A 23,303-nucleotide genomic window follows, 5' to 3' on the forward strand; every position below is an offset into this window, starting at 1 on the left:
CCAAGAGCGACAATAATGCCCTCTCGCAGTTCCTGAACAAGACTTCGACCAATGAGGGACTCGCATCGCCTCTCATCAAGAATTTTACCAAGAGCGACAATGATGCCCTCTCGCAGTTCCTGAACAGAACAGGCGGCAGTGAGGCGCTTTCGAAATCGGTGGTGAAATCCTTTACCGCGGCAAATGAGCAGCCCTTTGAAAAACTCCTTGAAAAGCTGGGCTCCCAGGAAAAACTGGCTTCATCTTTCGCCAGGAATCTCACGAAGAGCGGTAATGAAGCGGTAAAAGATCTCCAGGCTTCTCACAGGGAATCACTTCCTGCAGCCCAAGCTCCCTTCACCGCACCTTCTGCACCCGACATCAGGAGCCATGAGCATCAGCCCAGGCAGAATGAGCCGGAGAAATCATGGAAATCTGATATTCCCGGTGAAAAGACAAGAGGAGACCTTCAGTCGCCTGAAATCCCTAAAGCCGATGCAGGCAAAGGGCAGCCATCAGCGCAGAAGAGCCAGGGAAAGGCTGATAAGCCCACCTCCGGCCATTTTGAAGGCTCCAGGGTTTCACCGGCACCTGTGGAAACAGAGAGCAGCCGGCCCCATGCAGCAATGGATGAGAAGGCTCCCAAAGCCGCCTCTTCGGGAAGCACTTCCCAGGAAAAACCCCAATCCTTCACGCAGGGTAGAGAATCTCAGCAGAGGGTTTTCCATGAGAGCCATGAAGCGCCGATTCAGAGAGAGCAGCTCCCAAGGGAAGCCAGAACTGCTATGAGAGAGACTGCCCAACCGGCAAGCGGACAGGCACCGAGACTTGATGCTCCTTTTGCTGCGGAAAGGCCGGGGACCTCAAAGCCTGGAGCTTCAGAGCAGGGCTCTTCAAGCCATGGATCTTCTTATCAGGGCGGGAGCAGCAGCAGCGAGCATGAGGCGCAGAGCGCGCCGGCCCCTGCCCAGGGCGGCCTTATGGCTCCCCTGCCGGGCAGTGTACAGCAGGAAACCCTGAAAAACGCTCCCGCACAGGAAAGCAGACCCCAGCCCAGGTTCGGCCAGCAGGAGCCGCAGAGCGGTGGCAGCCAGGCCGCACCCTTTGACGGCGATGAGGATCAGAGCTTCACCAGGAGCGCCGCCGGCACCCTCCGTGAAGAGAAGGCACCCCAGGAGAAAGGCGTCATCATAGGGACCAAGACTGGCGATAAGCCTGAAGAGGTAAACAAAGACTCTTCCGCATCCGATGACCAGGATCAGTCCCAGGAGCAGCGGTCGGGCGGCAAGCGCCAGGAAAGGGAACAGCAGGAGAAAAACCAGCGGAAAGGCCGCCAGGACGATGAGAGCGCAGAAGAGGATGCCGGGCTTCAGGAGAATACGGAAGAAGAGGTGAGCAGCACATGGATTGCCACCATAGACCGCCAGCCTGTTCCTCCTGTACCGCCGCCGGTGACTCAGGAAAGAGCGCAAACCATTGCAGCAGCCGCCGCAATGGGCACAGAGCTGGTGAGCCGCGACGGCATCCTGGAAGACAGGGAGAAGAAGCAGAAGGAAACACAGGTAATCCCCCAGCGCCTCAACGTCGCAGGCATTATGAAAGACACCCTCTCCAGTATCGCGGGATTCATGGCCACAGGCTCAATAATGCCTACCGGCTGGTTCGGCCACATGGAAGGCCATACGTCTCAAGGGGCTGAAGGGCATGGGTCCCATGGACAGGATGCGGTCCCCGCGGCCCACTCTCCTGGTCATAAATCCTTCACAGGAATGGTGTCGTCCTTTGCCGACTGGCTTACAAGCCAGGCTGCCGCCGGTGTTCAAGGTGTATCTGAAAAGTACACTGAAAGCATTCTCAAGGCCTTTGAGCCCCTGAACAAAATTCCTGAAATCAAGGAGCTGCTCGATGAGATAAATGACAGGAAGTCAATCGACACTGCGACCGCCGCGAAGCTGCTGAACAAATTCGTTGAGCTTTCCCGCACCGAAGAGGGCAGGGAGCTCCTGCACGGCTTTATGAAGCAAATTGGATCAGACCCGGCCCTGGCGACTGCTCTCCTGATGACCATGGCGGCGGCGGCCCAAACGCCCGAAGGGAAAGAGCTCCTCAAGGCGATGCAGTCCCGCATAGGGAAAAGTCACCACTTGTCACGGGCTCTTCTGAAAATCGCCGCCACCGCGATGAAGACACCTGAAGGGAGGGCAATTGTCGAGGCTTACCTGATGTCCATCCTCAAGGATGAAAAGCTTGTCGCCCGACACCTTGAGATACTCGGAAAGGCCGGGAACAGCCGTGAGTTCCAGGAATACATGCGCTCTATTACTCACCACCACAATCTCTCAAATCTGGAGATGCATACCCGCATACATGGCCTCAATACCCCCGATGGCCGCGATGCCCTCAGGGAATTCTACAAGAACATATCGCAGGATCCAGATTCTGCCGCTTCAGAGATGTGGCTCCGCGCCACCGTCGCCCAGACACAGGAAGGCCTCTCGTTGCTCACTGAATACAACTTCGGCGTCAGCTCATACCCGGATATTGCAGCGCACGATATCAGCATGCGCACTGTGGCGATGACGACGACCGAGGGGATTGCGGCCGTCACACTTTACAACACCTTTATGGCGTCGTCTCCTCAGGCCGCTTCTTCAGAGCTCTCTCTCCGCGAGGCGGCCTCAGTAACTCCCCAGGGAATGGAAGCGCTCATGCGCTACGAAAGCCTGCTAGGCAGCAACAGCGAGCTTGCCGCATCTGAGGAAATGCTTCTTAACGCCTCGGTGCAGTGCGGGGAGACACAGGCAGACATGGCGGCGGAAGATCTTGCCGCCCTGCTGGAAAAGCTGCAGGAGAAAACCCTCACCAGGGAAGAACTGGAAAAGCTCGCCGAGCTCCTGATGAGGGAGCTTCCCAGGGATCAGCAGGAGCTTCTGCTGAAGCTCCTGGCAGCACCATTCGGAGAAAAACAGGCGAAGCTCCTTGCAGGGCTCCTCGGCGGGAAACTCAATGCCATTCAGAGGCAGAGCCTGGCGGGCCTCATTTCAGGGGAGCTCGACGGCCCTGAGAGGAAGCTCCTTGCCCTCCTTCTCGCCAGCTTCTCCACGGAAAGCCATGGTGACCTTCTCCAGAAGATCCTGAAAGGCGGGCTCTCACAGGATCAGCGCAAATTCCTCACGGCGCTGCTGGAGAGCAATCTGCCCAAGGCCCAGCTCGACATGCTTCTTGGCCTTCTCTCTTCCAATATCCCTCATGATCAGAAAATGTTCATTATCAGTCTTCTCTCTAAACCCTTGAATAATGAGCAGAGAGTGCTGCTTCTCTCCGTCCTTAAGGCCAACCTTCCCTTCGAGGCAAGGCAGGCCCTTATCTTCCTTCTCATGAGGAATACCTCTCCTGAAGAGCAGAAAATCATCATGAGGCTTCTTACTGAAACTCTCGGCACCGGCGAAAAGCAGGCACTTCTTACCCTGCTCACGAGGGACATGACGGCCAGACAGAGGAACCTCATAAAGGCCCTTTTCTCAGGGAGCCTCACGCACAGCCAGAAAGAGACCATCATAGCCCTTCTTGCCAGGAGCTCCCATTCAGCGGAGCGGCCGGCCTTCCTGAAGCTTCTCGCCATAAACGCCACAGACCAGGAGAAGTTGCTCATCAAGGACCTGCTTGCCACGGCACCGGCTCCTGGCAAGGCAGATCCGGCAGCGCAGCTCCTCGCAACGAAACTGAGAGGCGAACAGAAAGCCCTCCTTGGCTCTCTTGCCACTCTCAGGGAAAAAGATCTCCCCGCGGTGAAAAGAGCACTCACCATTGACCCCGCAAGCGGGAAGGCCGCCTTCATTGCTGCGCTCCACGGCTCAAAATTAGGCGATACCGATAAGAAGCACATGATTCAGCTCATCGCTGCGCCTCTTCAGGGCGCCGAAAAGGAGCTTTTCAGCGCCGCCCTCGCTTCTCCCCTTGGATTCCAGCAGTGCTCTTCAGCTCTCCTGAAGGCCAATATCACAGGAGAACAGAAAGAGCAGCTCATCTCCACAATCAGGAAATCGGCCATGAAGACGGGAGCGGAGCCCGGGCTCATTGAAGCCCGAGAGATAAAGGCTCCTGAAACCACGGCACCGGCATTTGGGAAAAGTGCCGGGGTACCTGCAGCGGGCCGCACCGTTGAGGCCGGAAGCAAGGCAGCTCAGACAGCAAAAATCGCTGAGGCTGATCACTACAGGGAGATAAGGCGGACCATGATGCCAAGGGAAGGATCAGCCGGTGTCCTGTCCGGCGGGAAAGATATTTCGCACGGAAGCCCCGCCAGGGAACAGGCTCGATCCGAAAGGAGGATTTCCGAGGCTGAGCATGACGAGGCAAAACAGAACGTGGAAGTGTACCAGAGGGATCCCCGCGAAATGGGACAGACACAGGGAGGGGCGCTGCGTACCGAGAGAGACCTTTCTGCTGAGAGGAGAGCCGCAGGGGCAAGGGAGGGCAATGAAAGCTACTCGCAAAGCGAGCGGAGCGTCTATGGCAGAACCTATCTTGATGACTCTGACCTTCTGAAGTCCTTCAAGCTGTCTTCAAGAGCCTACCATTTCGTCAATTACATCTTTGAGGACATTCTCAAGAGGAAACTGGGCGCGAGCGAGTTCAACAGCGATTACTTCATGCAGTACCTCTGCCTCCTTATGAGAACAAGCGGTGAATTCACCTTCGCCCATTCCCTCAGGACACAGACCATTGCCCTCAATATCGCAAAATATGCCAATATCACCGATAAGAAGACCCTTGAGCAGATCCGCCTTGGATCAGTCCTCTGCAACATAGGTGAGCTTGATCTCCACTTCCAGGACGCCCCTGAAGAGAAGATGGGCCAGATAAAGCAGTTCCTCTCTGACCAGGACTTCCTGCTGGCAGGCGTGCTCCATGACATCGGGAAAATCAAGATTCCCGACGAGATCCTCTATAAGCCGGGGGCTCTCACCGACGAGGAGTTCAAGACCATGAAGATGCATCCCATTTACTCCGAGATGCTTCTCTATCCCGTCTATCCTCTCAGGCATCTCTGCCCCGTCGTGAGGGGCCACCATGAGAAATGGGACGGTAAGGGCTATCCCGACGGCATCTCAGGAGAGCGGATACCCCTGGCGGCTAGAATTATCGCCATAGCCGATGTCTTTGACGCCCTTATCTCCGACAGGCCATACAAAAAAGGCATGCCATGGGAGAAGGCAAAGAAGATAATGAGCGAAGGAAGGGGCACGCACTTCGATCCCCTCCTGCTGGACGGCTTTATGGAATACATCACGCCCTTCTACGAGAAAGTATAATCATGTAGTAAGGCCGGGGGCCATTCCCCCGGCCTTTGCACAAGTCTTGCAGCACCTCGCACCAGGGGAAATAAAAAAGGGCAGACGAGAATCTGCCCTTCTGCTTTATACCGTTTCTTTACTTACTGAACGGCATCCTTGAGTGCCTTGCCGGGGCGGAAGGCGGGAACGTTCCTGGCCTTGATCTTGATCTTGGCGCCGGAGCGAGGATTCCTGCCGGTGCGGGCGGCGCGGTGCCTTACCTCAAAATTGCCGAAAGGTATGAGACGGACGCTCATTCCCTTTTTGAGGGTCTCTTTGATCACATCCATGAAGGCATTCATCGTCATCTCTGTGTCTTTCTTTGAGAGCTTTGTCTTCTTGGCGATGTGCTCAATTACGTCCCTCTTCCCCATCACCTTGGGTTTTGATTTGACCGGGGTCATGTGTTACCAACTCCTTTCACGTTTTTAAATTTGTAACAATTACTTTTTTCTTATTTCTCAGGTAAATTCCTTCTTGCTTAAAAAAAAAATTAGATCCTGCCTGCCCCCCCTCTTTGAATGGCTCATTTTCCTTATAATGAAGCCATTTAAAGAGCATGCCGAAGCCTTCATATATGGCGCTAGATCTCCCTGCACCTTCCCTTCTTCCTGTCGCGACACGGCGACACATGTCAGATCAGGCCATGACGGCAGAGGCTCCAGAACGGCACTGTAGAAAGGTTTTCAGGCAGAAACACGATCTCCTCTGAGGCATGACCACGGAGCATGACCAGAACCCTTTTTCTGGCTGGAAAATTTCTTTCATGATCAGTACATGATCAATAAACAGGGAGTTCATGGCAGCTTGAAGCTTCAGCTCCCTCTTTCTATGTCACCTCTAAAATATGCATGATCAGAAAGGGCAGGGGGGCGGGAGTTATGAGGGTTAAGGCAGAGAAACCCGGGAGGATGTGCGCCCGTGCCGGGCGCACCATAACAAAAAAGAGCCAGAAAACCTGGCTCTTTATCACCCTGTCAGAGAGAGGAACCTATGCCTTGAAAGTAAAAGCATCGGTGAGCTGCCTGTTGAAGGTGTCGGTACCGTCATAGTTATAGGCTTCGCCGTAATGATCCGACATGAGATTGCCGCCCTGGTTGTCCATATAGATGGCATGCTTTGTGTTCCAGCCCACTACTCCGTCCTGGCCTCCCAGGTTCTGGGGATCAAGGGGCATCATATCGTTCTGAAGTCCCATGTACCTGGCCGTGTCATTGGGCCACTCGCCGTCGTTGAGGCTCTTGCATGCGCCCATGTAATCCTTGCATCCCTCGTTGTTCTCAGCAAGAGCTCCCTTTGCCATGACGCCGTAACAGAGGGTGGCAAACTGCTGCTCATCGCCGCCCTTGCCCTCAAAGCCTGCCATCTGCTGGGCAGTCTGGTATTCCTGGGCGGTGAGCTGGACATCCCTCCCGTCGCGGAGCTTTACATTATAGCCTCCATCGGCTGTTTTCTGCACATCCTGGAAGACCCCCGTGCCGTACTTGTCCATGGCTGCCTTTATGACGGCAATTGACGCGCAGTTTCCCTCGGTGCCCTGGTTGAAGCCGTCCATGATATCGTCAAACTGCATGTTGGGGTTGTAAACATTCCCGCCGCCGCTGTTGACTCCTTGGCCAAGGTTCATGCCGTTGAGGCCCAGGGTGCCGTTGAGGCCCGAGCTGTACATGTTCTGCATGTTCACGTTGGGATTGTTGTACATGTTGGGGAAGTAATTTCCCGTATTGGCAGGATAGGTTCCCGAAGCGGCGTAGGACTGGCCGTTCCCGGCGTAGGCCGTGGCCCAGGAGCCCTGGTTCTGAGACATGTTGATGGGATTGCCGAAATTCGCATTATTGGACTGCTGCATGCCGTTGTTGCCGTATTGAGAACCCATACTCTGCATCATCTGCATCATCTGCATGAGCATCATCATCATCATCATCATCATCTGGCTGCTGCCGCCCATTCCCATCATACCGGACATGCCGGACATGCCGGGAAGGAACCCTCCAAATCCGGGGACCATGCCGCTTCCACCGTTATAGCCCATGGGCTTGGACTGGCCGTCCTGCACAAGGGAAAGGTTCGTTGCACCGCCCTCGCCATCCTGGAGGTCCTGGGAGAACATGGTCCCATCACCGGGGGAGCTCTCGGCAAGCTGGCTCATTATATTCATGGGCGCCGTCGCCATTGACGTGCTCATCTTGAGGGCCTGCATCAGAATGTCATTGTTGAATCCCTGAATTCCTGAAAGAGGATCCATCTTCATTCCTCCCTTTTCACATGAACAGATAATGCTGTCATGAGGTAATTTGCTTACTTGTATTATCACCACATGGGGCCATGAAATAAAGAGTGAAGTTGTAAAAAAATGAAATAATTAATGTTAACATTTTGTTAATTCGCAATGAAAAGCCTGGTAGAGCCTTTCCCTACATCGGGAGCAGCACCACTTCCTCGGGCATAAGGACATCGCTCTCTGCGACCGAAATATAGCCGATGCCTCTCACCTCGCCCGCATTGAGCTTCACCTGGAGAAGCTCGCTCTTTATAATTGAGGGAATATGCACCACCTTCACCACATCAGCGGCTGACGCGTAAGCGGGAAGAAGGTCTGCAAGGACCGAGGGGCTCTCCATGAGAAAGGTCCTGTTAAAGTATGAGCCTTCCTTGTCAGGGAAGAGGGGCATAATCACGATGCGTCCCTCGACAAGGTCAAGAAAAAAATGGGTGCCGTATGAGACTTCTGGAGTGAAGCCCCCTGACTCGTAAGCCACCTCGACAAGCATCTTTGTATTTGAGATGTCACCGTAAGCCACCTTGACGCCCTGGTTCACGTCATTGCTCCCCCACCTCCCGGGGCCCATGAGGATAAAGCTTTTTTCTTTCAGTGTCCTGTTGAGCTGCGATATAAGGTGAGCCACCCTGTGCTTTTCCTCGAAGGCGGCAAGCGCGCCATAACCCACGGGATCGACAAAGACCACGTATTCGATGTTGAGGATGGCGCCGTTGGGAACTCCGCTTGCCGAGATGAAGAGGGTCTTCGCGGCGGGAATGCCCTGGGGAATCCTGGCGGGCTTCAGCTCATCGCGGAAATTAAGGCGCCTGCACTGCAGAATGTTGACGCGGAAATCCTCGTTCCCCCTCATAAGGCGGGGCTCAACGGAAAATTCCACATCAACGGGCCCCCCGAGGTGTTTTTCAAGCTTTCTCAGGATCTTTGCCATGGTATCGGTAAATTTCGTGGAGCTCAGGAGCTTTGAAAAGGTGAGGACGGACTTCTCCTCGTCAAAAAGAATACCCACGGGATCGCTCATATGGTCGCCTTCGTCCAGGGAGACAAAAAAGCGCAGCTGAGGATCATCAAACCTGGGGGCAATATCCTTGAAGCGCACGGACTGGAAGGAGTTCTCCTTGAGATTCATCACGTCAAGGAATTTCTGGGAGTACTTCCTGATATCCCTCGCCTCTATTTCGGGTCGCAGCGTCGGTGCTGAAAGGGGCACCAACCTGGCATAGTCGTCGCCTACCCTGTCAACAGCCCTGCTCCCGAAGCCCATTACGAGCCTCAGCATGCCGTCTTCCCTTTTAATCCTCGCATTCCAACAGTAAGGATTGAGTGAGAAAGCCACGCCCGCGAGGGTGGGAAAGAAATAAGTCTCGTCAATAAGCCTCCCGTTTATCCTCTGGATGATGACGGCGATTCTCTCTTCAAAGTCCAGCAGCTTGTTATGATTCCTGTAGGCTATCACCCCGGGGTTGTACATGGATATATATATCTCCTTGACAGCGGCCTCAAGCTTCTCAAGCTGCGATTCAATGGCGCCCTGGTTAGGCGAGAATACTGAGGTGTACTTGCCGGCAAAGGAGAACCCTATTGCATCCTCAAGCCTTGAGGAGGAGCGGGCTACAAAGGGGGCGCCGTTCAGATGCTCAAGGATCTCAATAAAATAAGCCCTCGTGCGCGGGTGGAATCTGCCCTTCCTGAAATCCTTCTGGAGCCTTGTGAACTGGTTCTCCATGAGGTCCGCATCGGTGTATCTGAAGCTCCTGTAGCGGAGAAGGCCATTGTGGACCAGGAACTCATAACAAAGGTCGGAACCGAGCACGAAAAATTCCGGGACCTGTATATATTGGCTCAGGGCCTGGTCCTCGGGGCTCTCCTGGAGGGAGAGGATCCTCTTGGCGAGAAGGATGCCCGCTGCCTTTCCCCCGATTTTTCCCTTTCCGTAGATATTTCTTTTCATCTCTATCAGATCGCCAAGGGTGAAATATTTCTTGGCAATCCCGATGAATGAGAGGTGGTCGCTGAAATACTGGCGTATGAGGCTCACCTTGATATCCATCACAAAGGGTGCCGCGTCATCCATGACCTCTTCGGAGAAGTAATAGAGGTCTTCGAGCACCATGTCCTCCTTGAGCTTCATATAGACCTCTTCTATGATCTTTGCATACTGCCGGTCGTATTGTCTCGAGTACTCTATGATCAGCTCCGCAAGGTGCTCCGTAAAGGAGTTTGCGAAATAATAATCGGTGAGCTTCCTGAGGTAATAATCGGCCCAGTAGCTTACCTCCTCCTGGGAGACGGCGTCGTCAAGGAGCTGCCTGTTCGGCGAGGGAACCTCGAAGCCCACAAGGAGATTGGTGAGGAAGATATTGAGGGCCTCATCCTTGATCCTGTCCAGGGATATGATCCTGCGGGCATCGAGAAGGATCCTCATGGTCTCCCTTATGGAAGCCTCGGCGTCAGGGAAGCGCCCTATTTTTTCAGAAAGGGCCTGGGCCTTTTCTATTTCTTCCTTGATGAACATGATCTCACATCCTCACGTTCTGCCTTTCTCCATAAACAATCGATGTCCTGCATAGCGCGCTCTGGACGACTGGCCGGGGCAAAGAATGAGCACTTTCGCCTGCCCGGGCTGATAAAAGGCAATCATATGCCGAAGGAGAGGAGAGAGGCTTTGGAGAAAGAACTCAGAAGAGTCTCAGGTTTTTCCAAATACTCAGGGCTGGTGAGAAATGCCGTATTTTCATATAAGGGGCCTTGATACAAGGGGAAAGCGGGTAAAATTCTACCGCGAGTCACCGTCGGAAAAAAAGCTCATTGAGGACCTCAAGAACGAAGGCTTCACCATTCTTGCCAAAGAGGAGATAAAGTCTGAAGAGGGAGTCTCTCCCCTCCTGATGATCGCAGGAAAGTCAGTGGCACGCCCCCCTGTAGAGGATCTGGCCGTGGCCACCAGGCAGCTCTCCACAATTCTGGCTGCCGGTATCAACCTCCCTGAAGGATTAAAGATTATCGTGGAGTCCTCGGAGTCAAAAAGCACCCTCAGAGAGGTCTTCAGGGAGGTGCTGGCCTCAATACAGCAGGGAACAAGGCCCGAAGCAGCCTTCAGGAAGTTCCCCATGATCTTTTCTCCCCAGTATATCAGCCTTATCACCTTAGGGATGAGCACTGGAAGGCTCCAGGAAACCCTGAACACCCTTGCCGGCGACCTGGAGAAGGAAAACGCCCTCAGGAAAAAAATCTTCTCAGCCCTCACCTACCCCATTTTCACCTTTCTCTTCAGCTTTCTTCTTAATGGTGTAATATTCGTATTCATCCTTCCCAAGATAATCAGCATTCTGCTGGACCTGAAAGCCAACCTGCCCATACTGACAAAGCTCATGTACAGCCTGACGAAAGTGGCGTCAAATCCCATAGCCGTGATATTCATGCTCATTGCCGCCGCCGTGATATGGATTCAGCTGAAATATTACGTGGCAACGCCGGTGGGCCGTTATAACTATGATATGCTCAAGCTCTATTTCCCCGTTTTCGGCAGCCTTAACAGGCTCATCTTTGCCGAGAGGTTCAGCAGGACCATGGGCATGCTCTGTAAATACGGAATTCCCATCCAGGAGTCCATCACCATCACCTCCAAGGTTTGCGGTAACACGTTCCTTGAAGAGCACCTGTTCAGAAGGCTCCGGCAGGAGATGGAAGAGGGAAGGCATCTAGAGGAGGTCCTGGCCGAGAGCCCTTTCATGCCGCAGCAGCTCACCCATCTTGTAGCGGCAGGCTCCGCCTCGGGCGATATAGCCGATCCCCTCAGGCAGGCGGCGATCATCTATGAGAATGACATCATGAATAGTGTCCAGAAGCTTGTTACCCTCATTGAGCCTCTCATGATCGTCTTTATGAGCGCCTTTATCCTTATCACCATACTCTCCATAATGATGCCCCTCTACCATCTGATACAGAAAATAGGAGGGTAGCGCTTATGCGGGGCCAATGGCCTTTATGATGGTATTGAGGATCTGCACAGCAGCGGCGTCAGGCGTCAAAACCCCATCCAGAACTGCCTTTTTTGCATCGTCTGCTGCTTTTTTCACTGACGGCATCGAGAATATGTAGCATCTCAGGTGCCCCTCCAGCAGCGACCACATCCAGCTTATGTCCTGTTCCCTTCTCTTCCTGAGGAGCTCCCCTGTTTTTTTGAATAATACCTGGTGATCAACGACAGTCTTCCAGATCTCATCCATGCCCCTTCCTTCAAGAGCGCTGCAGGTAAGAACAGGAGGCCTCCAGTCCAGTGAGGCGGGAGTGAGGATAAGAAGGGCGTTTTTATAAATCTCCCTGGCCATGAGAGCCTTCTCCACGTTGTTACCATCGGCCTTGTTGATTATAATGGCATCGGCAAGCTCTATGACGCCTTTTTTTATTCCCTGGATCTCATCGCCTGCATTAGGGAGCATGAGGACCAGGAAAAAGTCCACCATTGATGCCGCCGCTATCTCGGACTGCCCCACTCCCACCGTTTCAAGGAGGACCACATCGAAGCCTGCAGCCTCGCAGAGGATCATGGTCTCCCTGGTCTTTCTCGCAACGCCCCCGAGGTGAGATGAGGAAGGAGAAGGCCTTATGAATGCCCGGGGAGACACGGAGAGTTTCTCCATCCTGGTCTTGTCGGCAAGGAGCGATCCCCCGCTTATCGTGCTGCTCGGATCTATGGCAAGAACAGCCACATTATGGTTATTGTCGGTAAGGTGGCATCCCAGAGCCTCAATAAAAGTGCTTTTCCCTGCGCCCGGCACCCCCGTGATTCCCAGGCGGATAGAAGCGCCGGAGCGGGGAATGAGCTCCTTGAGAATCCCTGAGGACACTTTCTGATCCTCGGCTCTCTCGCTCTCAATAAGAGTTATGGCCTTGGCGAGGGCCAGCCTGTTCCCTTTGAGAATCTCTGAGACAAACTCCTCGGCGCTTCTTAATTTCATTTATACTCCGATATAAGGACGGGGGACATTCTCCTCTTCAGGCAACGTTTGATTTTGTCTCTATGGGTGTACCGGCACACAGACAAAATCTGTTGCCCGGGAGAATGGCCCCTGGCCTTTTTTTCACCACGTGATTCATATATTATCTATTATACTTTACTCTATGGCGTCAAGGACTTTACCGGCACACTCTATGATGTTCGAGCCCGGGCCGAATATGCCCGCTGCGCCGTCCCTGGAGAGCTCATCGTAGTCCTGCTGGGGGATGACTCCCCCTATGAAGATCTTGATCTCGGGGCAGCCAAGCTTATTAAGCTCTGCCACAAGTGCCGGGACAATGTACTTATGCCCTGCGGCCAGCGATGAGACGCCTACGGCGTGCACGTCGTTCTCCATAGCCATCTTGGCGGCCTCTTCCGGCGTGACGAACATGGGGCTCAGATCGACGTCAAACCCCAGATCGGCAAAGGCCGTGGCCACCACCTTGCTTCCACGGTCATGGCCGTCCTGGCCGATCTTGGCAATCAGTATCCTGGGACGCCTGCCATGGGCTTTAAGGAATCCATCAGTCCTTGCCTTTATGGCGTTGAAATTGCTGTCGGAGTTCTTGTATTCTGAAGAGTAAACGCCGGTGATAAGTTCCATTTTCATCTTGTACCTTCCGAAGACTTTTTCCATGGCATCGCTTATCTCGCCCACGGTGGCTCTTGCCCTTGCTGCCAGCAGGGCCGCCTCAAGAAGATTGCCTGTGCTCCCGGCCGCTTTGGTTATCCCGTCGAGAGCTTCCTGCACCGCCTTCTGGTCCCTTGAAGCTTTAAGCTTCAAGAGGGACTCTATCTGCTCAAGCCTCACGGTGTCGGGGATCTCCAGAATCGGCACAGGCTCCTCATGGTCCGGCCTGTATTTGTTCACGCCCACGATGACCTCTTCAAGGCGCTCAACTCTGGCCTGGGTCCTTGCGGCTGCCTCCTCTATGAGGCGCTTGGGCATACCGGAATCAATGGCTTTCGCCATCCCGCCGAGCTTCTCGATTTCCCTTATGAGCTTCGTTGATTCCATTATCAGCGAGTTGGTGAGGCTTTCCACATAGTAGCTCCCGGCAAGGGGATCAATGACCCTGCAGATCTGTGATTCCTCCTGGACAATGATCTGAGTGTTTCTGGCAATTCGGGCCGAAAATGGCGTCGGCAGGCCTATGGCTTCATCAAAGGAGTTGGTGTGGAGGGACTGCGTCCCGCCGAGCACAGCCGCCAGGCACTCAAGGGTCGTTCTTATTATATTATTGTAAGGGTCCTGCTCGGTGAGGCTCCAGCCAGAAGTCTGGCAGTGCGTTCTCAGGGAGCGGGAGGCGGGCTTTTTGGGATTGTACCTCTTCATCTCCTCGTTCCAGACAAAGCGGGCTGCCCTGAGCATTGCGATATTCATAAAGAAATTCATGCCTATCCCGAAGAAAAAGGAAAGATGGGGGGCGAAATCATCGACATCAAGACCGGCATCGATAGCTGACCTCACGTACTCAAGGCCGTCTGCAATAGTAAAAGCTATCTGCTGTACGCAGTTCGCCCCGGCCTCCATGATATGGTAGCCGCTTATGCTCACAGTGTTGTATTTCGGTATGTGCTTTGAGCAGTAAGCGATGATATCTGAGGTGATCCTCATTGACGGCTCAGGGGGATAGATATAAGTGTTTCTCGTCAGGAACTCCTTCAGGATGTCGTTCTGGATGGTCCCTGTGAGCAGGCGCTGCTCCACGCCCTGCTCTTCCGCTGCCACGATATAGAAGGCAAGTATGGGGATAACGGCTCCGTTCATAGTCATCGAGACAGACATTTTGTCGAGGGGTATCTGGTCAAAGAGTATCTTCATGTCGTCAAGGCTGTCTATGGCAACACCGGCTTTCCCCACGTCTCCTGCAACACGCGGGTTGTCAGAGTCATAGCCGCGGTGAGTGGCAAGGTCAAAGGCCACTGAGAGGCCCATCTGTCCCGCGGCCAGGTTTTTCCGGTAAAACTCATTTGACTCCTTTGCCGTTGAGAATCCTGCATACTGGCGGATTGTCCAGGGCCTCCCGGCATACATGGTGGGATAGGGGCCGCGGATAAAAGGAGGCAGGCCCGGCATGGTATTGATGTGCTCGATTTTTTCAAGGTCCTCGGCAGTATAGAGAGGCCTTATCTGAATGCCCTCGGGAGAGGACCACTGCAGCTTCTCGAGAGGCTCGCCTTTCATCTGTTTCGTGGCGGCATTTACCCAGTCAGCAAGTCCATGTTCCATTACTCCGGGTTCCATGAGCTTTTCCTCCTCTTATTTCTTCAGGGTGAAGAGATAAAGATTCATTTCTGCCTTCCCTCACAAGTCTCCTGTATTAACTGGATAATTGCATCTTTCCATGAGATCAGCACTGTAAAGAGAGCCCGGCACCCTGAGACCCGGCAGCATTTATTCCCTTGAACTCCTTAAGGCATTCTGTTACAATTAAAGTGAAGCTTCACCAGCCGAATTGAATTCCTTGGGGACTTGAGCGCTATGGGGGATAGATATCGTATTACAGGGAAATCCCATGGTATTACCTTTACCGAGCTCATGATCACCCTTTTTTTCTTCAATGTGACCCTTCTCGCAATTATCGGCGTGATAAGCCTCATGCTCAGAAGCAGCCAGAAATCCATCGATCTGTCGTCGGGAACACTTGTGGCCGGTGAGGTACTCGATCAATTCCTGGAAAACAACCCTGTACCTGCCATCGGGCAGCTACAGGGCGAGCTTTACTCGGAGGGTCTTCATTTTGAATACAAGATCGACGTGATACAGGTCTATCCAAAGCTGAAAAAGATAGAGGCGAAGATCTTCTGGTGGAGCTCAGCCACCGAGTACCGGGAAGGATACGGGCAGCTCTTCACTACGGTGACCACTATGGCCACCGAGAAGGATGATTGAGAAAGGCTCACCATGAGAACCACTGTTAATCATCAGAGAAAGCGGGCGGCGCGGGGCTTCTCGATGCTCGAGATGATGCTCGCAATGTCCATGTTCGTCTTCATAATGGTCCTCATATTCGGCGGCTTCAAGATCTTCATGAGAGCCTGGCGCACGACCGATGCGAGGAATGAGATACACAGGCAGTTCATCAAGGTGAATTACAGCTTTGACAGGGAAGTGACGCTCACCGCTCTCTCTACGATACGCTATGGAAATGAAGAAGGGAAGGACTGGATTCTTTTCTCCTCCCCCCTCGACGCGAACGGCACCCCTCATTACGACAACAAGGGAGCACCGGATTGGCAGAAAACTGTCATATTCTACACCATAAGGCCTGCCGGCGATGCATGCCAGAAGCCTGCGGACTCTGACATGTACTGTCCCCATAAATATATAATAAGGAAAGATGTCGATTACAGCCTTCGTATCGATGAAAATGAGGTGACGAAATATCTCACCCTCACTCTCGACACCGTTCAGGCAGCCACCGAGCACGGGGTGCTGTATGCAAAAGCTGTAGCCGAAAATGTCATATTCATGAAAGCCATCACCGATCCGCAGAAAGTCTCGCTTCACGTGGGAATGCTCAGGCTCAGCGAGGCTGAGAGGCAATTCAAGGTAGGATTGGTCTCCCTGGACACTGATATCCCGAAGCCTTATATTCACGAGCTTGCCTGGGCAACAGTCCCTAAAAACAGTGAATGAGGAGCGCAGGTCTATGAAAAACAAGGTGCGATCACAGGGAATTCTCCTCATCACTGCTCTTATCACTGTGGCATTCGTGGTCATGTTTCTCTCCGTTGTAGTATCAGATATCCGCACAGGTCTTTATTTTTCAGGGAACTATTCCTATGAAAAGAGAGCCTACTGGGGTGCCCTTGCAGGTCTCTCCTACGCAGAGTCAATGATCCAGCTGAACGGCACCTGGCGTTCCCACAGCACCACAATACCAATCAATTACTCCGGTGTTTACGTGGAGGAAGGCTACCTGGGAGGAGGAGCAAGACAGATTGATGCCACCCACGGCGTTATGAACGGCGGAGAGAGCGAGTTCTATATCGCTTTCGCAACGGTTGACTCGGGCGGCAAGATCGTTCCTCTCAAGGACAAGGAGGGAAACAACCTCAACCTTTACTCCCATAATAGAATCTACCTTAAAGACGCCTCGGCGGAGCTCCCCATCAACCTCCAAGGCTTGAAAAGGACCATACCTCCCTGCTCTCTCTATATCGGCGTCGAAGGCCGCTCGGGCCGCAGCCGCTGTTTCATTGAAGCGCTCTATGCCGTCACCAGCATTGACCTCATGCCCTCTGCAGCCATCTCGTCGGGCTCAATGGACGTAGGGCTTTTCTCCACCGGATCAAAGCTGGTGGTGGGCCATGCGGCAGCGAACAATGCGACGATAAGGAGCAATGACAGCATAAGGGTGGGAAACGGAACAGACGCCAAGGACATTTTCGATATAGGCGAGGGTAAAGCTTATGCGAAAAGGAACATCACCATCAACAGCACCCAGCTCAACTCATCAAACCAGGAGGACTTCAAGATCTCGATGCAGACAGGCGTGGATTCAAAGAACACGTTCCCCAAGCTCACATGGGATGAGATTATCAACAAGTACGGCGACCCTGGCAACACGGCATCAACTTATGATGCAAGGATACAGGGCGGTGTGTATGCCTTCCTGGAAAACAAGTCCTCCGGTGACAACGCCGGGAAATATACCCTCCATCATTACTCCAGTGACTTTGACGACAGTTTCCTGCCTTCCGACCGTGGAGCATCAAAGTTCAAGGACAATAAGGAATCACTCGTCTCGGGCAACGGTGTCTCTGTCCTCAATGACGGGGAAAACATAGGAGCCGCCGATCTCAAGATATCGATCACTGCTCCCACGGCTGTTGGGGGAAGCGGCCCTTCGACCTTTGCTGCTGCTGCCTACGACTGGGATTCCGTGTTAAACCAGTACACCGTTTCACAGAAAGCCCGTGTGAAAGTGAACCTGGAACAGAGCTCCAACCCCGACAGGCCCGCATCGATATGCACCAACGGAGGGCTTGCCATAAAGGGGGAGCTCTCAGGCACCGGGTCTGTCGTGGCGGGATCACAGGTTGACTTCGAAGCAAAGAGCGTGCTCCAGCCCGATCCGCAGAAAGGCCTGGCTATCTATTCAAAGGGAAACATCAATCTCCACAAGATCTCGGCAACAGAAGCGCTGGATGATCCCTCCACCTATCTCAGGGAAGCCTTCAATAACATTGGCACTGAGCATGGTCATGGCGGTCATGGCGGTCATGGCGGCGACACTGAAGATACAGGATTCACCTCAATTGACAGAGCCACCGATGAGCTGCTTGAAACCCATGTCACCTATGGAAGCCAGAGCATACGCCTTGAGGACCTGCTCAGGAGCAATTTCAGCTTTACCAAGGAAAACGCCGAGTCACTGGCCACGAAGCTCATAACCCAGAATTCCACGAAGGAGCTGGGCCACAGCACATATGACCAGAGCCAGCATCGGTTCCGCTATTACCTGAAAAAGCCCGACGATCCCACGTGGCAGGACGTGACTTTTTCAGACTCGATAATCAAGGGAGTCATATACACATGGAAGGACTTTAATGCCGATATGGTTGGGGGATCCCTCACCATCCAGGGGGCTCTCGTCGCCTATGGCGGAAATCCCCTTACCCAGGAGCCGGGTGAAGATTCAGGCTATGGAAAGGTCACCATCAGGGGGGGAGACTGCATCAACATCATCTATGATCCAAATTACGTGGGGCTTCTCACCGACAGGTCCTACATGGTGAAGATCAAGCGGACCATGCTGAGCAGGTTATAGCACAAAGGTGTCAGGGTAAGTCTTCCAGAGGTTCCCGATGAACTGTTCCCTCTTTTCTGTACGCTCCACATGGCCCTCATTGAGCATCTGTTTCAGCAGCGCGCCCAGAGGCGGGTGGAGATCGATGGTGTCAAGATCATCAATGTAATGAAAAGCCAAGCTCTTGAGCCTCATTTCCTCACCCACCCTGAGGGTGCCGCTTCTTGCCCTTCCCAGGAAGAAAAGGTTCACGATATGCCTTGAGCCGTCGGGAGCGATGCTCTCAGAGAGAAAAAGAAACTTCCCCATTTCTATGTCGAGGTTTGTTTCCTCCTTGATCTCCCTCCTCGCGCAGTCATCTATCTCCTCGCCGTAGCGGAGGCCGCCGCCGGGGATGAGCCAGTAGGTTCTCCCCTCTTTCTGATGCTCAATGAGGAGGACTTTGCTTCCTGAAAGTATGATTACGCCTATCCTGATGCGGATTTGATTCATTGAAAGGTTCCCTGCTGCCGAATATATGATGTTGCTGCAAATCCAGCCTGCACGGCGGCGTCCAGGGTGCTTCACAGGTGCTGCACCCTGGCAAAACAATCATTCTTATAGTATACTATACCTTGCATAAAGTCAATCCCCGGAAAGGAAGGCCCCCTGCGACCATGGGAAGCGCGAAGGACTTGAAATGGCCCTGGATTCTCTCTTCAAAAAAGAGGCTGAAAGAAGAGAAACACCTTAAAAAGCCGGGCAGCGGCGGTCGCCTCTCCTGTGCCCTCCTGTACCCGAACACGTACCATGTGGCCATGTCAAACCTGGGATTCCAGGCTGTATATACCCTTATGGCGGAGCTCGGCGTGGCCTGCGAGAGGGGGTTCCTTCCCGATGCCGGGTTTCTCCCCTATTTCAGGACTCACGGGAACCTCAGGACCATGGAGACCCAGAAGCCTCTCCATGACTTCGATATAGTGGCCTTTTCCATATCTTATGAGCTTGATGCTCCCCACGTGGCGGCGATGCTGCAGATGTCCGACATACCTCTGCGCTCGGCAGCCCGGGGAGGGAGCGATCCTCTTGTTGTTGCAGGAGGCGCCCTCACCCATCTCAACCCTGAGCCTCTCGCAGATTTCATCGACCTCTTCGTGCTGGGAGAGGCCGAATCCGTACTCCCTGCCCTTATGGAAGCTCTTTCCGCCGGGCGCGGGGAGGACAGGCGGAAGCTCCTCCCGGCCCTCGGTGCCATCCCGGGCGTCTATGTGCCTTCACTCTTCACACCACGCCATGATGAAAAGGGCCAATTCATTGAGATATCGTCACGACAGGGGGCTGACTTTCCGGTAAAAGCCCTGGGCGGGGCGCAGAGCAGGTTCTTTCATTCGGCGATTCTCACCGGTGAAACGGAGTTTGCCCATACCCTTCTCATAGAACTGATGAGGGGATGCCCTTTCAGGTGCGCTTTCTGCGTAGTAGGAAACTGCTTCGGACCGCTCAGGACCATGAGCTTCGAGGATTTTTCCGCCACAATGGAGGCGATGCCCTCCTTTATAAAGAAAGTAGGGCTCATAGGGGCTTCAATCAATGTCCATCCCTCCTTTGAGAGAATACTCCGTTTCCTCAAAGACGCAGACTTAGGCATAGGCTTTTCCTCCCTCAGGATAGACAGGCTCCCGGAGGCCCTTCTCTCCTGCATTGCCAATGAAGAGAACCGCACCCTCACCCTGGCCCCCGAATGCGGAAGCGAAAGGCTGAGAGAGGCCATCGGGAAGAGAATCAGTGACAGCGATATCTTCCACGCCATAGAGAATACCCTGGCCTGTGACCTTGGGAGCCTTCGCCTTTACTACATGATAGGCCTCCCCGGTGAAGATGACGATGATATCAGAGCCCTCTGCGCCATGCTGAACAAGGTGAAAAGGATCTCCTCATCTCACCCTTCGTGCAGGATATCGGCAACAATTAACCAATTTATTCCTAAAGCCGGCACCCTTCTGGAGCGCGCATGCCAGGAGAGCCCTGAGAGTGTCGGGGAGAAAATCGATTTCATACGCAGGAGCGTCGATCCCTCCGTAGCGCTTCATTGTGAGAGCCCGCGCTGGTCAATGGCTCAGGGGATACTCTCCAGGGGCGACCGGAGGCTTTCCATGCTTATGGAGCATGGCCTTTTTTCGCTCAATGACTGGAAAAAGTCACTGAGAGCCCTGGAGGGAGGATATCTTCACTACATGGGTGCGCGAAGCGAGGGTGAGCCCCTTCCCTGGAGCCACCTCTTCGGTAATGGGCCGGCGGGTGCCCGCATTAAGGGAGACCCGGCAAAGCTCATAAAGGAGACCTGATATTTGATGCCAGAAGCACATGAGGGTTGTCATTTCAGGGAGCAGGATGGAGTAAAGTACCTGGTCTTTGACAGTATTGAGAAATCGGGCCTTGTGACTCATGGCTACACCACACGGATCGGCGGGGTGAGCGGCGGGCCTTTCAGCAGCCTCAACCCGGGCCTCACCTCAGGCGACGAGAGGGAAAATGTGCTGAAAAACAGGCATATAATCGCCGGCGCACTGGGCATATACCCTGAAGAATCTCTAATCCTTGAGCATGGCAGCAAGGTTTATGTAGCAGGAGACGGGGCAGCGGGTGATAAGGCAGGAGCTGATGCCGTGATCACCGACAGGCCCGGAGTTGCACTGGTCATACTTTATGCCGACTGTGTACCTGTATTCATACTTGACATGAAGACTCCTTCCATTGCCCTCATTCATGCCGGATGGAGGAGCACGGCGGGCCTGGTGGTAAGGGAGACTCTCAGGAAAATGAAGGAGCTTTATGGAACAGAAGGATGCCACTGCCTTGCAGCTATCGCTCCCTCCATAGGACCCTGCTGCTTCCTCGTCGATGATGATGTGGCCCGGGTATTCCTCGGGACTTTTGGGGAGCGGAAGGATTTGATAAGGGAAACATCAAATAAATGGAGTATTGATCTTTGGAAGCTCAACGAGTGGCAGTTACTGCAGGAGGGTGTGCCCGGAGTGAACATCAGCACTGCCCGCCTGTGTTCTTCCTGTATGCCGGAGCTGTTTTATTCTTACAGGAGGGACAGGAGAATCACGGGGAGAATGGCAGCACTCATCACCCTCAAAGGCAAGAGATCGAATCCTTAATCTGAAAGGGGAACATGAAATGGCAAAGGAAAAAATCCTTGTAGTGGACGACGAGAGGAACATCGTTGAGCTTCTTAAGTACAACCTTGAGAAGGAAGGCTATGAAGTCATAAGCGCTTACGACGGCTTTGAGGCGGTGAACCTGGCAAAACAGGACCGGCCCGATCTCATCATCCTCGATATCATGCTCCCCGGCCAGGGCGGCCTCGAGGTGTGCAGAATTCTCCGCAAAGAGACTAAAATTCCCATAATCATGGCAACGGCAAAGGGTGAAGAGATCGACAAGATCCTGGGCCTTGAGCTGGGCGCCGACGATTATGTCACCAAGCCCTTCAGCCCCAGGGAGCTCGTGGCCCGCGTCAAGGCAGTTCTCAGAAGAACAAGCTCCAAGGCAGAGGAGAAGGATGAGCTGGCCTTCGAGGATCTCACCCTGAACCTTGTGAAGCACGAGGTGCGCCTCAAAGGTAATGAAGTAGATCTCAAGCCCAAGGAATTTGACCTTCTCAAGCTCCTGGCAACAAACCCCGGGAAGGTCTTCACCAGGGATTTTCTGCTGGAGCAGCTCTGGGGTTATGACTATCTCGGTGATACAAGAACCGTTGATGTCCATATGCGAAGGCTCAGGCAGAAGATCGAGGAAGATGCCGCCAACCCGCGTTTTCTCAAGACAGTACATGGAATCGGCTATAAATTCCAGTACGAGGAGAAAGAGTAAATGCCCCGAAGGGTTGAGAGCGGGCTCCAGGAAATCGCTCTCGAGAATATAAACGATGCGGTACTGGCCATCGACAAGAACGGGAAAATCGTCCTGTTGAACAGGATCGCCGCAGAGCTTTTCAAGGTCACCCAGGAAGAAGCCATCGGGAAAAAAGTCTGGGACGTGGTGAGATTCTCGGAGTTCAACAAGATCCTGATGACTCAGGTCAAGGATTCAAATGCAAAGACCAGGGAGCAGATGATCCTTTTCCCTCACAACCAGCTTTTCCAGATGAAGATCTTCCCGGCCCGCACTCTCGAAGACAAGCTTCTTGGCGCCATCGCCATATTGAGGGACCTCTCGGAGCTCTCGCGCATAGAGAAGGCGGTGAATCAGTATGTGGCCACCATCTCCCACGAGCTGAAGACACCTCTCACGTCAATAAAGGGTTACGTCGAGACCCTGCTGGAGGAGGCCTATTACACAAACCCCGAGATCAGCCGGAAATTCCTGCAGATCATCAACGATGAGACCAACAGGATGACGCGCCTTATCGTGAGCATGCTGGAGCTTGCCACAATGGGCGCTGACAAGAAAAAGCCCCACCTCAAGCCCATGGCCATAAGCCCCCTCATCAATGACGCGGTAAGGGTCCTGACGCCTATAGCCCAGCAGAAAAACATCACCTTCGAGATACAGGTCCCGGAAGATCTCCCCCGCGTGATTGCCGATGAAGACAAGATCAAGCAGGTCTTTATCAATGTCATAGACAACGCCATCAAGTACACGGGGATCCTGAAAAAGGGCACGGTAAAAGTGGAAGCCCGCGATGAAAACAAGTCTCTCAGGATAAACATCATCGACACCGGTATCGGCATCCCTGAAGAGCACCAGGGAAAGATATTTGAGCGCTTTTACCGGGTGAAGGACGGCCCTTCGTCAGAGCTGGGCGGCACAGGACTCGGGCTCTCTATTACCAAGGAGATAGTGGAAGAGTGCAACGGCACAATCCATGTGGAGAGCCAGCCGGGAAAAGGCTCGAAATTCACCATTATCCTTCCCCTTGCGAACAGCCCGGCTCTTTGAGCTCCATGAAAGAAAGGGAT

The 23,303-nt window shown here is 53.5% G+C and carries 15 protein-coding genes; 9 read left to right on the forward strand and 6 right to left on the reverse strand.

Annotation, left to right across the window (positions count from 1 at the left end; genetic code table 11):
- Nucleotides 1-5,294, forward strand: a 5,294-nt coding sequence (locus RDV48_25915; protein ID MDQ7826265.1) for an HD domain-containing protein, incomplete at its 5' end; no start/stop codon positions are given.
- Between the two features lie 122 nt (nucleotides 5,295-5,416).
- Here RDV48_25915 and RDV48_25920 read toward each other — a convergent pair.
- The 3 genes from RDV48_25920 to RDV48_25930 all read right to left on the reverse strand — a co-directional run bounded on the left by RDV48_25920 (nucleotide 5,417) and on the right by RDV48_25930 (nucleotide 10,108).
- Complete coding sequence (locus RDV48_25920; GenBank protein MDQ7826266.1) at nucleotides 5,417-5,692, reverse strand: HU family DNA-binding protein; 276 nt, start codon at nucleotides 5,690-5,692, stop codon at nucleotides 5,417-5,419.
- 614 nt (nucleotides 5,693-6,306) lie between these two features.
- Entirely contained in the window at nucleotides 6,307-7,560 is a 1,254-nt protein-coding gene (locus RDV48_25925) for a hypothetical protein (protein ID MDQ7826267.1), read from the reverse strand.
- A gap of 169 nt (nucleotides 7,561-7,729) precedes the next feature.
- On the reverse strand, nucleotides 7,730-10,108 hold the full coding sequence (locus RDV48_25930) for a PEP/pyruvate-binding domain-containing protein (GenBank protein ID MDQ7826268.1): 2,379 nt from the start codon (nucleotides 10,106-10,108) through the stop codon (nucleotides 7,730-7,732).
- A gap of 208 nt (nucleotides 10,109-10,316) precedes the next feature.
- Between RDV48_25930 and RDV48_25935 the strand changes: the two genes are divergently transcribed.
- Nucleotides 10,317-11,555, forward strand: coding sequence for a type II secretion system F family protein (locus RDV48_25935; protein MDQ7826269.1), 1,239 nt, complete (start codon nucleotides 10,317-10,319; stop codon nucleotides 11,553-11,555).
- Nucleotides 11,556-11,558: 3 nt separating this feature from the next.
- Here the strand turns inward: RDV48_25935 and meaB are convergent, their stop codons facing one another.
- Nucleotides 11,559-12,554: a methylmalonyl Co-A mutase-associated GTPase MeaB gene (meaB, locus tag RDV48_25940; GenBank protein MDQ7826270.1), complete on the reverse strand. Its 996-nt coding sequence runs from the start codon at nucleotides 12,552-12,554 to the stop codon at nucleotides 11,559-11,561.
- A gap of 156 nt (nucleotides 12,555-12,710) precedes the next feature.
- Entirely contained in the window at nucleotides 12,711-14,843 is a 2,133-nt protein-coding gene (gene scpA / locus RDV48_25945; protein ID MDQ7826271.1) for a methylmalonyl-CoA mutase, read from the reverse strand.
- A gap of 237 nt (nucleotides 14,844-15,080) precedes the next feature.
- Between scpA and RDV48_25950 the strand changes: the two genes are divergently transcribed.
- From RDV48_25950 to RDV48_25960, 3 genes are read left to right on the forward strand one after another with little or no spacing between them, the layout of a single operon-like run.
- The gene (locus tag RDV48_25950) at nucleotides 15,081-15,491 is read left to right on the forward strand and encodes a hypothetical protein (protein ID MDQ7826272.1); all 411 of its coding nucleotides are present in this window, start codon (nucleotides 15,081-15,083) and stop codon (nucleotides 15,489-15,491) included.
- Between the two features lie 12 nt (nucleotides 15,492-15,503).
- A complete protein-coding gene (locus RDV48_25955; GenBank protein ID MDQ7826273.1) occupies nucleotides 15,504-16,238 on the forward strand; it encodes a hypothetical protein in 735 nt (244 codons plus the stop codon).
- A 13-nt stretch (nucleotides 16,239-16,251) separates the two neighbouring features.
- On the forward strand, nucleotides 16,252-18,375 hold the full coding sequence (locus RDV48_25960) for a hypothetical protein (GenBank protein MDQ7826274.1): 2,124 nt from the start codon (nucleotides 16,252-16,254) through the stop codon (nucleotides 18,373-18,375).
- Here RDV48_25960 and RDV48_25965 read toward each other — a convergent pair.
- A complete protein-coding gene (locus RDV48_25965) occupies nucleotides 18,370-18,846 on the reverse strand; it encodes an NUDIX hydrolase (protein ID MDQ7826275.1) in 477 nt (158 codons plus the stop codon). The genes RDV48_25960 and RDV48_25965 overlap by 6 nt on opposite strands.
- A 164-nt stretch (nucleotides 18,847-19,010) precedes the next feature.
- Between RDV48_25965 and RDV48_25970 the strand changes: the two genes are divergently transcribed.
- Genes RDV48_25970 through RDV48_25985 form a run of 4 tightly spaced genes read left to right on the forward strand, consistent with a single transcriptional unit; the run spans nucleotide 19,011 to nucleotide 23,283 of the window.
- A complete protein-coding gene (locus RDV48_25970) occupies nucleotides 19,011-20,678 on the forward strand; it encodes a radical SAM protein (protein MDQ7826276.1) in 1,668 nt (555 codons plus the stop codon).
- Between the two features lie 6 nt (nucleotides 20,679-20,684).
- Nucleotides 20,685-21,500 carry a peptidoglycan editing factor PgeF gene (gene pgeF, locus RDV48_25975; protein MDQ7826277.1) on the forward strand — a complete coding sequence of 272 codons (816 nt, stop codon included), beginning with the start codon at nucleotides 20,685-20,687 and terminating at the stop codon, nucleotides 21,498-21,500.
- A 19-nt stretch (nucleotides 21,501-21,519) separates the two neighbouring features.
- Nucleotides 21,520-22,215, forward strand: coding sequence for a response regulator transcription factor (locus RDV48_25980; GenBank protein ID MDQ7826278.1), 696 nt, complete (start codon nucleotides 21,520-21,522; stop codon nucleotides 22,213-22,215).
- The gene (locus tag RDV48_25985) at nucleotides 22,216-23,283 is read left to right on the forward strand and encodes an ATP-binding protein (GenBank protein ID MDQ7826279.1); all 1,068 of its coding nucleotides are present in this window, start codon (nucleotides 22,216-22,218) and stop codon (nucleotides 23,281-23,283) included.
- The last annotated feature ends 20 nt before the right edge of the window (nucleotides 23,284-23,303 follow it).

It is taken from the genome of Candidatus Eremiobacterota bacterium (genome assembly GCA_031082125.1).
Classification (GTDB): Bacteria; Vulcanimicrobiota; CADAWZ01; order CADAWZ01; family Ess09-12; genus Ess09-12.